The organism is Tateyamaria rhodophyticola (assembly GCF_047777875.1).
Classification (GTDB): domain Bacteria; phylum Pseudomonadota; class Alphaproteobacteria; order Rhodobacterales; family Rhodobacteraceae; genus Tateyamaria.
The window spans coordinates 3,531,289-3,544,463 of record NZ_CP180519.1 but is presented as its reverse complement, the minus strand read 5'-3'; the positions used below and the strand labels follow the sequence as shown (position 1 = coordinate 3,544,463).

17 protein-coding genes and 2 tRNA genes are annotated in these 13,175 nt (G+C 61.3%); 9 read left to right on the top strand and 10 right to left on the bottom strand.

Annotated features, from left to right (window positions below; translation table 11 throughout):
- Positions 1-58: 58 nt before the first annotated feature.
- The gene (locus ACERHN_RS19005) at positions 59-457 is read left to right on the top strand and encodes a hypothetical protein (RefSeq protein WP_415920579.1); all 399 of its coding nucleotides are present in this window, start codon (positions 59-61) and stop codon (positions 455-457) included.
- Positions 458-590: 133 nt separating this feature from the next.
- Positions 591-1,412 carry a hypothetical protein gene (locus tag ACERHN_RS19000; protein ID WP_415920578.1) on the top strand — a complete coding sequence of 274 codons (822 nt, stop codon included), beginning with the start codon at positions 591-593 and terminating at the stop codon, positions 1,410-1,412.
- A 537-nt stretch (positions 1,413-1,949) separates the two neighbouring features.
- Here the strand turns inward: ACERHN_RS19000 and ACERHN_RS18995 are convergent.
- Positions 1,950-2,024, bottom strand: a tRNA-Asn gene (locus ACERHN_RS18995).
- A gap of 79 nt (positions 2,025-2,103) precedes the next feature.
- A complete protein-coding gene (locus ACERHN_RS18990; protein ID WP_415920577.1) occupies positions 2,104-3,015 on the bottom strand; it encodes an MBL fold metallo-hydrolase in 912 nt (303 codons plus the stop codon).
- A 44-nt stretch (positions 3,016-3,059) separates the two neighbouring features.
- Between ACERHN_RS18990 and ACERHN_RS18985 the strand changes: the two genes are divergently transcribed.
- From ACERHN_RS18985 to ACERHN_RS18975, 3 genes are all read left to right on the top strand, one after another.
- A complete protein-coding gene (locus tag ACERHN_RS18985) occupies positions 3,060-4,379 on the top strand; it encodes an ATP-binding protein (protein WP_415920576.1) in 1,320 nt (439 codons plus the stop codon).
- A gap of 99 nt (positions 4,380-4,478) precedes the next feature.
- Entirely contained in the window at positions 4,479-4,925 is a 447-nt protein-coding gene (locus ACERHN_RS18980; RefSeq protein ID WP_415920575.1) for a PaaI family thioesterase, read from the top strand.
- Positions 4,926-4,996: 71 nt separating this feature from the next.
- Positions 4,997-5,218, top strand: coding sequence for a hypothetical protein (locus tag ACERHN_RS18975; protein ID WP_415920574.1), 222 nt, complete (start codon positions 4,997-4,999; stop codon positions 5,216-5,218).
- Here the strand turns inward: ACERHN_RS18975 and ACERHN_RS18970 are convergent.
- The 4 genes from ACERHN_RS18970 to ACERHN_RS18955 form a co-directional block, all read right to left on the bottom strand.
- The gene (locus ACERHN_RS18970; protein WP_415920573.1) at positions 5,209-6,129 is read right to left on the bottom strand and encodes a sterol desaturase family protein; all 921 of its coding nucleotides are present in this window, start codon (positions 6,127-6,129) and stop codon (positions 5,209-5,211) included. The genes ACERHN_RS18975 and ACERHN_RS18970 overlap by 10 nt on opposite strands.
- A 46-nt stretch (positions 6,130-6,175) precedes the next feature.
- Positions 6,176-6,252, bottom strand: a tRNA-Ile gene (locus ACERHN_RS18965).
- A gap of 10 nt (positions 6,253-6,262) precedes the next feature.
- Positions 6,263-6,463, bottom strand: coding sequence for a hypothetical protein (locus tag ACERHN_RS18960; protein ID WP_415920572.1), 201 nt, complete (start codon positions 6,461-6,463; stop codon positions 6,263-6,265).
- A gap of 7 nt (positions 6,464-6,470) precedes the next feature.
- Positions 6,471-6,854, bottom strand: coding sequence for a hypothetical protein (locus ACERHN_RS18955; RefSeq protein WP_415920571.1), 384 nt, complete (start codon positions 6,852-6,854; stop codon positions 6,471-6,473).
- A 302-nt stretch (positions 6,855-7,156) separates the two neighbouring features.
- On the opposite strand from ACERHN_RS18955, the gene purM reads away from it, so the two are divergent.
- The 3 genes from purM (at position 7,157) to rnd (ending at position 10,034) form a co-directional block, all read left to right on the top strand.
- Positions 7,157-8,209, top strand: coding sequence for a phosphoribosylformylglycinamidine cyclo-ligase (purM, locus tag ACERHN_RS18950; RefSeq protein ID WP_415922772.1), 1,053 nt, complete (start codon positions 7,157-7,159; stop codon positions 8,207-8,209).
- Positions 8,206-8,796 (top strand): phosphoribosylglycinamide formyltransferase, encoded by a 591-nt coding sequence (gene purN / locus ACERHN_RS18945; protein ID WP_415920570.1) that lies wholly within the window; start codon positions 8,206-8,208, stop codon positions 8,794-8,796. Before purM ends, purN begins: the two co-directional genes overlap by 4 nt.
- A 74-nt stretch (positions 8,797-8,870) precedes the next feature.
- Positions 8,871-10,034 (top strand): ribonuclease D, encoded by a 1,164-nt coding sequence (gene rnd / locus ACERHN_RS18940; RefSeq protein ID WP_415920569.1) that lies wholly within the window; start codon positions 8,871-8,873, stop codon positions 10,032-10,034.
- Positions 10,035-10,043: 9 nt separating this feature from the next.
- Here the strand turns inward: rnd and ACERHN_RS18935 are convergent, their stop codons facing one another.
- Positions 10,044-10,571: a hypothetical protein gene (locus ACERHN_RS18935; RefSeq protein ID WP_415920568.1), complete on the bottom strand. Its 528-nt coding sequence runs from the start codon at positions 10,569-10,571 to the stop codon at positions 10,044-10,046.
- A gap of 133 nt (positions 10,572-10,704) precedes the next feature.
- Here ACERHN_RS18935 and ACERHN_RS18930 point away from each other — a divergent pair, with 133 nt between their 5' ends.
- Positions 10,705-11,112 (top strand): SufE family protein, encoded by a 408-nt coding sequence (locus ACERHN_RS18930; RefSeq protein ID WP_415920567.1) that lies wholly within the window; start codon positions 10,705-10,707, stop codon positions 11,110-11,112.
- Between the two features lie 155 nt (positions 11,113-11,267).
- On the opposite strand, the gene ACERHN_RS18925 is transcribed toward ACERHN_RS18930, so the two are convergent.
- From ACERHN_RS18925 to ACERHN_RS18915, 3 genes are read right to left on the bottom strand one after another with little or no spacing between them, the layout of a single operon-like run.
- On the bottom strand, positions 11,268-11,900 hold the full coding sequence (locus tag ACERHN_RS18925; protein ID WP_415920566.1) for a DUF1638 domain-containing protein: 633 nt from the start codon (positions 11,898-11,900) through the stop codon (positions 11,268-11,270).
- Positions 11,897-12,445, bottom strand: coding sequence for a GNAT family N-acetyltransferase (locus tag ACERHN_RS18920; protein ID WP_415920565.1), 549 nt, complete (start codon positions 12,443-12,445; stop codon positions 11,897-11,899). The genes ACERHN_RS18925 and ACERHN_RS18920 overlap by 4 nt, the downstream gene beginning before the upstream one ends.
- On the bottom strand, positions 12,442-13,140 hold the full coding sequence (locus tag ACERHN_RS18915) for a corrinoid protein (protein ID WP_415920564.1): 699 nt from the start codon (positions 13,138-13,140) through the stop codon (positions 12,442-12,444). Before ACERHN_RS18915 ends, ACERHN_RS18920 begins: the two co-directional genes overlap by 4 nt.
- Positions 13,141-13,175 lie beyond the last annotated feature (35 nt).

The following is a 13,175-nucleotide window of genomic DNA, read 5'->3' as shown; positions in this document are numbered from 1 at the left end:
CTATTGTTTTCAATGTGGGCACGCTTTTCAATAGGCTTCCTAATTTGGAGATACTGCCATGAATGCGCATGTTCGCAAGAGAAAACGCCGCCAGAAATTTGACCCGCAACTGTCAATGACAGAGGTAATGGAGACCATTCAGCGTATTGGGGCCATTATGCATGTGCTGCGCGGCGCTGAGGTGAAAACGCTAATCTTCATTTGCGGGTGTACCGTCATTCAGGGACGGCAGTGTATTCGCCTCTCTTACCCCGACATGCGTAACGGCTTTGACGATCACAGGGGCGCACATGGCGGTACCCATTTGGCCGAAGCCTCCCTTATGGCGGCGGTCAAATCGCTGACAGACTACGGCGTGATTATCAAACACCCGGCCAACGGGGCCTTCCCAAATGGCTACGAAATCGACCACGCGGGGCTAAAGCGCTTTGCGGCCAAACATACCCCAGCGGCGTAGGCCAAAAAGAATAGCCCCCGCAATGACGATGCTGGCAGGGGCTATCCCGCAAACTGGGCACCCGAGAAGGAACAGCGCGGGCACCCGATCAAGGCTACAGCAACCCACCCATGTTCAGTAAGAGGCGCTGCAAATGGCACCATATGACGATACTCAGGCCGGTAATAGTACCAAAAATCATAGGGGTACGGGCGACTTTGAAAGTGGCAATCACACGTGGGAATGTGCCAGAAAAACCTATGACACTCTTCGTTCCCCGCGCGCAGAAACCTTTATGAACCTCTGCAGATTAGTCGCTAAGGAACTACAAATTCGGCCTGTCAGCTTCGATCAGCAGGACTGGGTAGGTGGCTTAGATCAGTCCCAATGGGCTGCTGCTCTAGGGGTTTCGGTGGACACGTTTAAGCGTGTATATACCCTGTCCCCACTGCGCCACGAGGTTCGCCAAAACGCCGCGACGGGGCGCAAGGAATTGCTGTTAGGCGTAGGCCAGCGCTTTGAGACGCCCCGTACCGTGGCAAAGCGCATGCAATGGACATGGCGGGATACTGGATTAAAGGCAGAGCCGTGGCATTTTGGCTATTGGGTTGGTCTGGCCAAAGATTGGCCACATGGGCACCAGTCGCGGCTATTGCGCCACGCAATTACGAACTGGGAAGAGTTCTGCGCAGCCATGAAACTGGAAATTGAGATTGCGCTACGCGTCATAAAGCAAAGGATTGAGGTCTCAGAAAGTGCAGTTTGGGAGGATCACACTCTGGCGACCGCGTTTAGGGTGCGGCAGGGAGTGGTCAAAGCGTCCAGTTTGAACCCAAAAAGGTTCTACAAATACCCAAGCCCGTCGGTAATCCGAACCTTTCCACACATTGCAGAGCACCTTTATTTCAGTCATCCGGATATCGTATGCCCGGTTGAGGTCGATTATCTGACAGATGGGCTGCAAGTTGATGTCTAGGCCAAGCTGCACCTTTCTTTTTGTCCCCTGTTATTTTGTAACCCTAGATAGTATTCTTCTTTTCAGGGGACAAAACAAAAGGGCAGGCGAATACAGTCTAAGGTTACACGACCAACCGCGCCGCCTTTGGCGGCAGGTTGATCGAGGTGCTGTCGTTGATCTTGCGGGTGAAAGAACTCTGTTGCGATCTGTCTGTCCCTACACAGCGGCGCAGCCGCGTCTGCCTATTCGGGGTGAGGGGCGCAGCCCCCTACAGTGCGCAGCGCCACGGAAAGCGCCGCACAGAGCGATGTCTGACCATTCGGCCACCTATCCCTATCTGGAAGGCAAGACGGCCCTCTACGGGCCGATTTTGCGGCCTTGTTGGTATAAGGCCCAGTCAGCGGCAAGTGATTTGCTCACTTCGCGCAGGTGATTTGAAACAAATGAGAGAATTTTAGGAACCAAACCCGCCATCCATTTGTGGGAATGAGTGATGGTAACAGGTCCGCCAATCCACCCTAAGTATCTGAACAATATGCAGAATTTAGGGTGATTTGGCTCCGGCGGTAGGGATCGAACCTACGACCAATTGATTAACAGTCAACTGCTCTACCGCTGAGCTACGCCGGAACGGTGTGGGGCGTATAGCAACAGCGATTCCGCGCGTCCAGAGGGTTTGACCGGCATAAATCAAAAAATTTCAGAGCACTCACAACAGGCGAAACGCAGCCCTCTCGGACAACCCGTCCACCGGGGAAACGCGCTGTTTTCCCATCAGGTCGATCAAATGCGCCAGCACGTTGCGTGTCGCGGCGGGCAGCAGGGCCGGGGGCGTGTCCGTGTAGATCGCACGGGCCAGCGCCGCCGCCGTGGCTGGCCCGGCGGCAAGCGCCTGCAGGATCGCTGCCTCGCGTGCCTTGCGGTGGGTGATCAGCCAATCCAAACGGGCATGCGGGTCATCAATCTGTGCGCCATGCCCAGGATAGAACACGCGCCACGTGCCCGCCGCCAGCCGGGCGCAGGACGCCATGAAATCTGTCAAATCGCCATCGGGCGGCGACACCAGTGAGGAGGCCCAGCCCATGACATGATCGGCCGTCAGGCACGCATCGCCAAAGCCGAGGCAGATGTGGTTGCCCAAATGGCCGGGCGTGTGCAGCACCGTGAGGTGCCAGTCACGGCCAGCAATCGTGTCTCCGTCGCCCACAATTTTGTCCGGCACAAAGGACGTGTCGATCCCTTCGCCTCCGCCCGCCATCCCGGTGGCTGCGAGCGCGGTCATCGCCGCACTGCGACCCGCCCCGGCGTCGCCAAAGGACAGAACCGGTGCGCCAGTTGCCTCGGCCAGTGGACGGGCAAGCGGGGAATGGTCCAGATGCGTGTGCGTGACGATGATGTGACTGACACGTTGGCCTGCGCCAAGACTGTCAAGGATGGCGGCCAAATGCGCAGGGTTGTCCGGACCGGGATCAATCACCGCGATATCGGAGGTGCCCACAAGATAGGTGTTTGTCCCCCGGTAGGTCATCGGCGACGGGTTGGGGGCCACGATCCGGCGCAAGCCCGGTTCCAGCGTTTCGGCCACGCCGATCACGGGATCGAAATCATCGGGTGGGGGCACGGGGACGCCTTTCGTCTGCCTGCAAGCACCGCTAGGCTTAGCGCATGACCTTTGCCTGGCTCAAACGCTATTTGCCCCGTGGGATCTATGGCCGTGCGGCGCTGATCCTGCTGCTGCCGGTTGTGGTGGTGCAGGTCGTTGTGGCCATCGTGTTCGTACAGCGCCATTTCGAGGACGTGACCGAACAGATGTCGGACACGGTCGCGCGCGAAATCCGGCTTGTCCTGAATGCGATCGAGATGCGCGGCGCGGACGAGACGATCGAAGAGGCCGTGGCGCGACTGGCCGGCCCTTTGAACATGGTGGTGCGCGAGGTGGCGGCGGATGCGCTGAACGCGCCCAATTTGCGTGGGTGGGAGGATTTTTCGGGCCGGGTGATCATCCGACGGCTGGGCGAACAGGTGCCTGAAATCGGGTCGTTTGACCTTGCGGCGGACAAGCTGGTCCGCGTGATCCTGACCAGTGACGCCGGGCCGATTTCGATCACCTTTGACCGACGTCGGATTTCCGCGCGCAATCCGCACCAACTGCTTGTTTATCTGGGCTTTTTCTCCGTTCTGACCACGCTCATCTCCTTTATCTACCTGCGCAATCAGTTGCGCCCGATCAAACGGTTGAGCCGTGCGGCAGAGGCGTTCGGGCGCGGGCGTCACATGCCCTACACGCCCACGGGCGCGACCGAAGTGCGGGCGGCAGGCACCGCCTTTGTGGACATGCGCGCCCGCATCGAACGACAGCTGGAAACGCGCACGCTGATGCTGTCGGGGGTCAGCCATGATTTGCGCACGCCGCTCACCCGGATGCGGCTGAGCCTGTCGATGCTGGATGAGGACGCGCAGGAGATGATCGGCCCCGATGTGGATGACATGCAGGCGATGATCGACGCGTTTCTTGATTTCGCAAAAGGCGACGGTGAGGCGCAGCCCGAAGCGGTCGATCCCATTGCGCTGGCCCGCGGCCTTGTTGAGGACGCCGAACGGGTTGGCCAGCCCGTGAGCCTTGTGCGGGCCAAGGGCGAAGGCACGGTGATGCTGCGCCCCGTTGCGATGCGCCGTGCGCTTGGCAATCTGATCAGCAACGCGATCCGCTATGGGTCCGCCGCCGAAGTCTCCGTGACGCTGACCGACAAATCGCTGCGGTTTCGGGTGGAGGACAACGGCCCCGGTATTCCCAAGGACAAGCGCGCGGAGGCACAGCGCCCGTTCACCCGGCTTGATCCTTCGCGCAATCAGGACAAGGGCGGCAGTGTGGGCCTTGGCCTGGCCATCGCCACCGACATTGCGCGCAGCCATGGCGGCGTGTTGCGCCTTGGCCAGAGCGAGCGGTTGGGGGGATTGCGCGCGGACATTGTGATTGCGCGCTGACCATGTGCCGTGGCGGCACGCTTGCGCGGCGTGGCGATGTCGTGACTTGGTGCGGACAGCAGAACGCATGCACTACAGACCACAGGAAAGACCCGAGCCATGAACCCTTATGACATGATCCGCACGCAACTGAGCACGGTGATCCCCTTTGCGAACCACGTAGGGGTCGAGCTGGGCGATATTGGTGACGGCATCGCAACGGCCGTGCTGGAACAGCGCACAGAGACCTCCAACCACATCCAGACGCAGCACGCGGGCGCGATGTTCACCCTGGGCGAGGCGGCGTCCGGTGCGGCCCTTGCAGGGGCACTGGCCCCCGTCATCCTCGAGGTGCGTCCGGTCGCGTCGGGTGCCACCATCTCTTACGTGAAGATCGCCAAAGGCACACTGACGGCAGTGGCGAAAACGGACACCGCCGGGGCCACGTTGCTTGCCACGCTCAAGGAGACCGGCAAGGTCGCCTTTGATGTCGACGTGGACATCCGTGATGGCGACGACGACACAGTGGTCACGATGAAGGTCGGCTGGCACGTGCGCAAGGCTTGACCGCGCTGCTGCACAAACCCTACCGTCTGGGCAGGCACCGGGGGAGGTGTCGTTCATTCTGGGATTTTGATATGAAGAAAATGGTTCTGACGGCGGCCTTGTGTGCCAGCCTGACCGCAGTTGCACCAACACAAGGCTATGCCGGCAGCTCTGCACCCTCAGGGTCCGGTGGCAGCAGTGGCTCCGACGCGGCGGTCATTGTGCTGGTTGTTGCCCTCGGCGCGCTGCTCTTTGGACTGGGCAATGGCGCACGGTCCAAGACAACGAAGAAATCGGCCGACAGTCAGTTCTGACCGCGCCACGCGGCAGCCATGTCGCGGAACGGGCGCAGCATCGCGTCGCGCAGCACGCCGGCACCCGGTTCCGGCGTGCCATCCTCGTCCACCACACCCAAGGTCAGCGTCTTGGGTGCGCCCGCGATGTAGAGGGTGCCAAACATCCAGTCCCACACCGCCAGCGTCTCGCCGAAATTCTTCATATGATGCGCGGGATCGATGGAATGGTGTACCTGATGCTGGGCCGGTGAGATCAGGATACGTTCGATCACCGGGCCAAAGCTGATCCAGATATGCGAATGGCGGAAATTGGCGAACACCAGCGACAGGGTGAACAGAACGGCATTCACACCCGCCACCTGCGCGATGGTCGTGCCCGGATCCACGACGCCGATCACCAGGCCCTGCACCACGCCGACGCAGGTGCTGACCACCAGCACCGACAGGACCAGCGCCAGCGGGTGCTGACGGTAGGCGGTGACGGGGGACATGACTTCGGCCTTGTGATGCACGGCATGGATTGGCCAGATGTAGCGCTGCGTATGGTAGAGCCGGTGCATCCAGTAAAGCGTCCCGTCTTCGGCCAGAAACAGAAGCAGCGCCAGCGCAAAAGGCGACAGGGCACCGCCCCACAGACCTTCACCGCCCACCAGCCCTGCAACGAATACCGCCACCAGGGACGTCGCCGAAATGCGATTGAAGAGCCCGACAAACACCAAAAGCCGCCCGATCACAAAAAGCTGCACGTCGACCTTGTGACTTGGGTGTTTCCAGATCCGCGCGGGCAGCGCCCACGCCCAGAACCCCGTGCCCACCCCGCGCAAGCGGTAGAGCACATAGGCCAGCAAAAGCGACAGCAGCAGGTATTCCGGTGCGATCAGCACCGAAGCATCGAAAAACGCCAGATAGAGGTCGCGCATCCACTCCATGGCTCATTTGTGTCAGGGGGATGGGCACATGGCAACGGGTGGCGTGTGGTAGGCCCGGCAGGACTTGAACCCGCAACCAAAGCGTTATGAGCGCTCTGCTCTAACCAATTGAGCTACAGGCCCGCCATAGGGTCTAAGTACCAGCCGGAAAAAGCGCGTCAAGCGCCAGTTGCATGCCGCTCGTCAGGGTCCACATTTCAAACCGGATGGTAAGGTCCGCCAATGCCACAGAAACACTAGCACTGGAGAAGGAAAGAAACTCCAAAGCCTCGATTGTGACGAACAAAACGGCAGCCACGGCAATAAAATCGATGAAAACCGGCGCGAAAACCAAAGCCGCCTCAGAAGTATGCCTTGTGAACCTCCGGCTGGAAGGTTCCGGCACATAACTCCAGTCGATCACGCATCTGACGGATGAACCTCAAGGTGCCAAACATCAAAAGCGATTTTGCGAGGTAGGCACCAAATAGGATGCCGAAACGAACCATTCGCTCGGTCACCGTCACGAACGGCCCAAATACCGATGCGCCGCCAACACGTGCTTCCCTCACCATCACCCACACAATGATCGCGGCAAGAACCGGATAAAAGAAAGAGATGGCGAGGCAAACGCCGAAAGATCGCGCGCTCCATCGCGATCCATAAACACGCTGTGTCCACGCGAGGCCCGATGACAAAAAGCTGTAGTAACGCTCGGCACGTGCGCTGAAATGTGCTTCGATCAATGCCCGTCGCGCACGCCCCGATTTGCCCTGCGCTATCAGGTCGTCACGCCCGTTGCGCCACAAACCCCAAGACACCGGCACTTGCCGCCCAGTTTTTCGAGTCCAAACCCTTTACACCTCGTTCCCTTGTGGCGTGTGTCATCACCCACGCGCCGTCTGCGTCAACCGCGCATGCAACCCGGTAGAAGACCTGCGGTGCCGCGGATTTGAACCCGTCGCACCCGACCAAAGAGTACCGTCGCCACTGGACCAAGCAGCGCCGCCTTGCTACGGGAGCGCAACGCGACACCGAGGGGCAATTCATGGCGCAGGACAACAAGAACGGGCTCACCTATGCCGAGGCGGGCGTGGACATTGATGCGGGCAATGCGCTGGTCGAGCGGATCAAGCCCGCCGCGGCACGGACCAAGCGGTCTGGCGTGGCCTCTGCCCTGGGCGGCTTTGGCGGGCTCTTTGATCTCAAGGCGGCGGGTTTCGATGATCCGGTTCTGGTCGCGGCGACCGATGGGGTGGGCACCAAGCTGCGCATTGCGATCGACACGGGGAACGTGGACGGCGTGGGCATCGACCTTGTGGCGATGTGCGTGAATGACCTTGTGTGTCAGGGGGCCGAGCCGTTGTTTTTCCTCGACTACTTTGCCACGGGCAAGCTGGACGTGGATCAGGCCGCGCGCATCGTCGAAGGGATCGCGGCGGGCTGTGCCGCATCGGGCTGCGCGCTTCTGGGCGGTGAGACGGCGGAAATGCCGGGCATGTACCCTGCGGGGGATTTCGACCTGGCAGGTTTTGCCGTTGGTGCGATGGAACGGGGCACAGCGCTGCCCGCAGGCGTGCAGGTGGGTGACGAAATCCTGGGGCTTGCGTCGGACGGGGTCCATTCCAACGGCTATTCGCTGGTGCGGCGCGTGGTGGAGGCGTCGGGCCTCGACTGGGACGCACCATGCCCATGGGGCGGTGCTGACACGTTGGGCGGCGCGCTCCTGACGCCCACGCGCTTTTATGTCAAAGCGGCGCTGGCCGCGATTGCGGCAGGGGGCGTGCACGGATTTGCGCATATCACTGGCGGCGGTCTGACCGAGAACCTGCCCCGGGTTCTGCCGGATGGCATGGCGGCCACGATTGATCTCAATGCATGGGCGTTGCCGCCGGTTTTCGCGTGGCTGGCCGCGCAAGGCGGGATCACGCAGGATGAACTGCTCAAGACCTTCAATGCTGGCATCGGCATGACGGTCATTGTGGCACCCGATGCCGCCGCGGCGGTCAAGGCAGCGCTCAATGCAGACGGTCAAAGCGTCATGCGCATTGGCACGGTGACCGAAGGGCAGGGCGTGTCCTATACCGGGCAACTTCTTTGACCAAACGCGTCGGTATCTTTGTCTCCGGTGGCGGGTCGAACATGCGCGCGCTGGTCGAGGACATGACAGGAGCGCATCCGGCGCGGGCGGCCGTTGTCGTGTCCAACAACGCGGACTCCGGTGGCATTGCCTGGGCGCAGTCGCAAGGCATCGCCACCGAAGTGATTGATCACCGCCCCTTTGGCGCGGACCGTCCGGCGTTCGAGGCAGCGATCACCGCGGCACTCGCGCCATATGCGCTTGACCTGATCTGTCTTGCCGGGTTCATGCGGGTGCTGACCGAAGGGTTTGTGGCCCCATGGGCGGGGCGGATGCTGAACATCCACCCGTCGCTCCTGCCCAAATACAAGGGCCTGCACACGCACGCGCGGGCGTTGGAGGCGGGGGATAAGGAGCATGGGTGCACCGTGCATCTGGTCACGCCCGCGCTGGATGACGGGCCGATCCTGGGGCAGGCGCGGGTGCCGGTCTTGGCGGGCGACACGCCCGATGATCTGGCCGCCCGTGTCCTCAAGCAGGAGCACAGGCTCTATCCCGCTGTCCTGCGCCGCTTTGCCAGCGGGGAGGCATCGCCGCTGCTGCTCTAGCCAAGCGTGTGGCAAATGGTATAGACCCGGGAACACCCCGGTGCACATCGCCCAAAAACAAGAAGATACCGCAGATGAAGACGCTCACCACCACGGATGAACTGGCCGCCTTTTGCGCAGAGGCCGCACAGCATGATTATGTCACCGTCGACACCGAATTCCTGCGCGAGCGGACCTATTATTCAAAGCTCTGCCTGATCCAGCTAGCCATGCCCGGCACCAGCGACGAAGGGGCCGTTCTGGTCGATCCGCTGGCGGGCAAAATGTCGCTTGAGCCGCTTTATGACCTTTTCCGTGACACGTCGGTGGTCAAGGTGTTCCACGCCGCGCGGCAGGATCTCGAGATTTTCTATGTGGACGCACAGGTGTTGCCGGACCCGCTGTTTGATACGCAGGTGGCGGCGATGGTCTGCGGGTTTGGGGAGCAGGTTGGATATGAGACGCTCGTGCGCAAGATCGCGCGCCAGCCGCTCGACAAGACATCGCGGTTCACGGATTGGTCACGGCGCCCGCTGACGGATGCGCAAAAGACCTATGCGCTGGCGGACGTGACGCATCTGCGCCAGATCTACGAATTCCTCGCGGCCAAGCTGGCCGAGACGGGGCGCGCGCGGTGGGTGGCCGAAGAGCTGACCACGCTGATGAGCCCCGACACTTATGTGGTGCAACCGGAAAACGCGTGGAAGCGGGTTAAGACGCGCACGCATTCGCCCAAGTTCCTCGCGCTGGTCAAGGAGCTGGCGGCGTTCCGCGAACGGTACGCGCAAGAGCGCAACGTGCCGCGCAACCGGGTGTTCAAGGACGACGCACTGGTCGAGCTGGCCAGCAACAAGCCCAAGTCCATCGAAGAGCTGGGGCGGTCACGCCTGCTGTTGCGCGAGGCGCGCAAGGGCGACATCGCGGATGGTATCCTGCGCGCGGTGGCTGCGGGGGTGAAGATGGCGCCCGGTGACATGCCGCAACCCGACAGGAGCCGCGAAAAGCTGCAGGTGAACCCGGCGCTGGCCGATCTGCTGCGCGTGTTGCTCAAGGCCAAGACGGAAAGCGCGGGCGTGGCTGCCAAGCTGATCGCGACGGCCTCCGATCTGGATGCGCTGGCCGCGGGCGAACGCGACGTGGCCGCGTTGCGCGGGTGGCGCGCCGAAGTCTTTGGCGAAGATGCGATGCGCCTGTGTGAGGGCCGTGTGGCACTGGCCGCCAAGGGCGAAAGCGTTCGGATCATCCCGCTCGACGATTGACTTCCGGGGTCAGCGGCGGCGTGATGTCTGCGCGTTGCGCACCCCTTCGACCCGGATCGTGCGTACGCCGGCCAACTGGTTGTCGGTCAGCTGGCGTGCGACGGTCACTTCGCGTACACGCTGGGCGCCGCCCAAACGGGCACCGTCAGGGCGAATGGCCTCCAACCGGTATGTCAGCACGCCGTCCACAGGCACTTCGTCCTCGGTGGCCGGTTGCAGACGCACGCCGAAGGCCCCTTGGTAGTCCGGCACACCAACCGCCCGGATGATGGCCCCGCCCGGCACACGTTCGATCACAAGATCACTCACCTGATCCACAGGACCGCCGGGATATTCGGTGTCACGATCACGCAGACCGAACAGGTTCAGCCGCACGCGCTCGCTTTGGGGGATGAGCGGGTTCTTTTCCGCCTCTTCCTGCTGGACAACCACCGGTTCCGACTGGCTGCGTCCGAACCAGTTGAACGGGTTCAGCCGCGTGCTGCACGCGGTGAGTGTCAGGGTGGCGACAAGGATCAGGATTGTCGTGCTACGCATCGGGCTGCTCGGTCATGATGTCATTGGGTGCAGTGGTAACGGATGCGGGCGGGCTTGAAAAGGACGGAACGCAGGGCTGGACCTTTGGCGTGTTGCTGCCTAGGTCACGGGGCAGGCAAGAGAGGCATGGCATATGGCGACGGCTGCGTTCGAAGAGATTGTCGAGGATTTCGAGTTTCTCGAAGATTGGGAAGACCGGTACCGGTTCGTGATCGAACAGGGCAAGGCGATGGAGCCGTTGTCCGATGCGCTGAAGGTGCCGGCGACCAAGGTCGATGGCTGCGCCAGTCAGGTGTGGCTGCATCCGCAGATTTCAGACGGTGTGTTTCGGTTTGATGGCGAGAGTGATGCGATGATCGTGAACGGCCTGATCGCCGTTCTGCGGCGGCTGTATAATGATCTGCCGGTTGCAGACGTCCTTGATGTGGACGCGCGGGCCGAAATGGCGCGGTTGGGCCTCAATGATCATCTTTCGGCGCAGCGGTCTAACGGCCTGCGCGCGATGATCGAGCGTATTCGTTCGGTGGCCGCCGCGGCGTGACCTCACGGACGCGCTTGCGCGCGACACGATTTTTGATGTGTTTTGGGGGCCAGCCACCCAAGCAAGTATCCATTGGGAGCCAGCCCCCAAACAAGGATCTATTGGGGGCCAGCCCCCAAACCCCCGGGATTTTTTGGAACAGAGACAGGGATGCGTCAGCGCTTGGCCAGTTCCGTTGCGAGATCGCCGTAGCCGGTAAAGCGGCGCTCGAATGCGAGGTCGAGGGTTTGCGCCGCCGCTTTGGCCTTTTCAGTCAGGGCGGGGTCATTGGTCTGGGCCTGATAGACGAGTTTTTCATAGTTCCCGAAATACATATCGCGCAGCTCCGGGTGGCGATCGAGGCCCATGGGTTTGATCACGAACGCGTCAAATTGCCGGACGAGGAAATCGGTGAGGTAAAATGTGGTGATTTCACTTTCATGCACGTCGGCAAAGCGTTCATTTCCTTCGAAAAAACTGTAGCAATGCGGGCCGGTCACCATGTCCACACCCATGTCATCGCACGCGGCCTGCAACTGCCCGCCGGTGCCACAATCGGCGTAGACCACGAAGATGTCGGCATAGCGGTCCCGGTGTTTCGCGACCGCGTTGCGGACCGCATCGGTGATCTGGTCCGGGTAGAGATGCAGTTTCGCAGGCAGGCAGGTCAGGTCCATATGGTCCCAGCCGTTCAACTGCTTGAGATCGAGGATTTCGCGTGCGAGCGCACCGCAGGCGATCAACAGAATGCGCCCGGCATTGAAGTCCGCATAACCGGTTTCGGTCAGGGCCGCGTCTGACAGGGTCATGGCGTCGCCATTGCCTGCCATGTGGCGCAGTCCAGGGCGTAGGTGACGAGATCTTCGGGACCGTTGCCCAGATCCAGTGTGCGATCCGCCATCCGAACCGCCCCCAGTTTCTCCGTCGCCTTTTGTGAGCGTAAATTCCCCGGCGCAATGTGCAGCGACACGGTGTCAAAGACGGTGAACATGTGGTCCAGCATCAGCGCCTTCATCTCCGCATTGGTGGGTCCGCCCCACCGGTCGCGCGCCAGAAATGTAAAGCCGATGGAGGCCGCCGGAGGAGTCTCGGGGGTGAGATAAAAGCTGGACGTGCCAATCACGCGGTCCGTGTCCCTGCTGAGGACACACAGGGCAGCCTTTCGGGACAGCAAAAAGTCGAAATAAGGGTCGAACACAGCGCGGTCGTGTCGGTTGCGGGCGGGGTGTTGATCCCAGACCCGCGGATCAGAGGCCGCCGCATAAAGTGCGTCGCGGTCCTGGGATGCCAAAGGGCGCAACCGGATGGTGCGCCCTTCGAGCCAGGGTTGCGGATCAAAGCCGCCCCAGGTCATCCCGCCATCTGGTTGTGTTTGCGCGCCACAAATTCCTTCGCCGTTTCCACAGCGACAGCAGCATCACGGCAGTAGGCATCCGCGCCAATCGCCTTGCCGAACTCTTCGTTCAGCGGCGCGCCGCCCACCAGCACGATATAGTCATCGCGAATGCCCTGTTCGACCATCGTATCGATCACGACCTTCATATAGGGCATCGTAGTCGTCAGCAGCGCGGACATGCCCAGGATATCGGGGCCTTCCTTTTCGATGGCTTCCAGGTAGTTCTCGACCGGGTTGTTGATGCCCAGATCGACCACTTCGAAACCGGCCCCTTCCATCATCATCGACACAAGATTCTTGCCGATGTCGTGGATATCGCCCTTGACCGTGCCGATCACCATCTTGCCCACGCGCGGCGCGCCGGTTTCGGCCAGCAGCGGCTTGAGTATGGCCATGCCGCCCTTCATCGCGTTGGCGGCCAGCAGCACTTCGGGCACAAACAGGATACCGTCGCGGAAATCGTGCCCCACGATGGTCATACCGCCCACCAGCGCCTTGGTCAGGATGTCATAAGGCGTCCAGCCGCGCTCGAGCAGGATGTTCACGCCCTCTTCGATCTCTTCCTTGAGACCATCGTAGAGGTCGTCGAACATCTGTTGGACCAGTTCCTCGTCGTCGAGTTCAGACAGGATGATGTCGTCTTCTTCAGACATGTGCGTTCCTTTGCTTGGGCGGCGCCATTTGCGCA

Coding starts and splice junctions, on each gene's coding strand:
- ACERHN_RS18985 (WP_415920576.1), top strand. CDS start 3,060: ATGACCTTTGCCTGGCTCAAACGCTATTTGCCCCGTGGGATCTATGGC.
- ACERHN_RS18925 (WP_415920566.1), bottom strand. CDS start 11,900: ATGACCCTGTCAGACGCGGCCCTGACCGAAACCGGTTATGCGGACTTC.
- ACERHN_RS18980 (WP_415920575.1), top strand. CDS start 4,479: ATGAACCCTTATGACATGATCCGCACGCAACTGAGCACGGTGATCCCC.
- ACERHN_RS18935 (WP_415920568.1), bottom strand. CDS start 10,571: ATGCGTAGCACGACAATCCTGATCCTTGTCGCCACCCTGACACTCACC.
- ACERHN_RS18930 (WP_415920567.1), top strand. CDS start 10,705: ATGGCGACGGCTGCGTTCGAAGAGATTGTCGAGGATTTCGAGTTTCTC.
- rnd (WP_415920569.1), top strand. CDS start 8,871: ATGAAGACGCTCACCACCACGGATGAACTGGCCGCCTTTTGCGCAGAG.
- ACERHN_RS18975 (WP_415920574.1), top strand. CDS start 4,997: ATGAAGAAAATGGTTCTGACGGCGGCCTTGTGTGCCAGCCTGACCGCA.
- ACERHN_RS18970 (WP_415920573.1), bottom strand. CDS start 6,129: ATGGAGTGGATGCGCGACCTCTATCTGGCGTTTTTCGATGCTTCGGTG.
- ACERHN_RS19000 (WP_415920578.1), top strand. CDS start 591: ATGGCACCATATGACGATACTCAGGCCGGTAATAGTACCAAAAATCAT.
- ACERHN_RS18915 (WP_415920564.1), bottom strand. CDS start 13,140: ATGTCTGAAGAAGACGACATCATCCTGTCTGAACTCGACGACGAGGAA.
- purM (WP_415922772.1), top strand. CDS start 7,157: ATGGCGCAGGACAACAAGAACGGGCTCACCTATGCCGAGGCGGGCGTG.
- ACERHN_RS18920 (WP_415920565.1), bottom strand. CDS start 12,445: ATGACCTGGGGCGGCTTTGATCCGCAACCCTGGCTCGAAGGGCGCACC.
- ACERHN_RS19005 (WP_415920579.1), top strand. CDS start 59: ATGAATGCGCATGTTCGCAAGAGAAAACGCCGCCAGAAATTTGACCCG.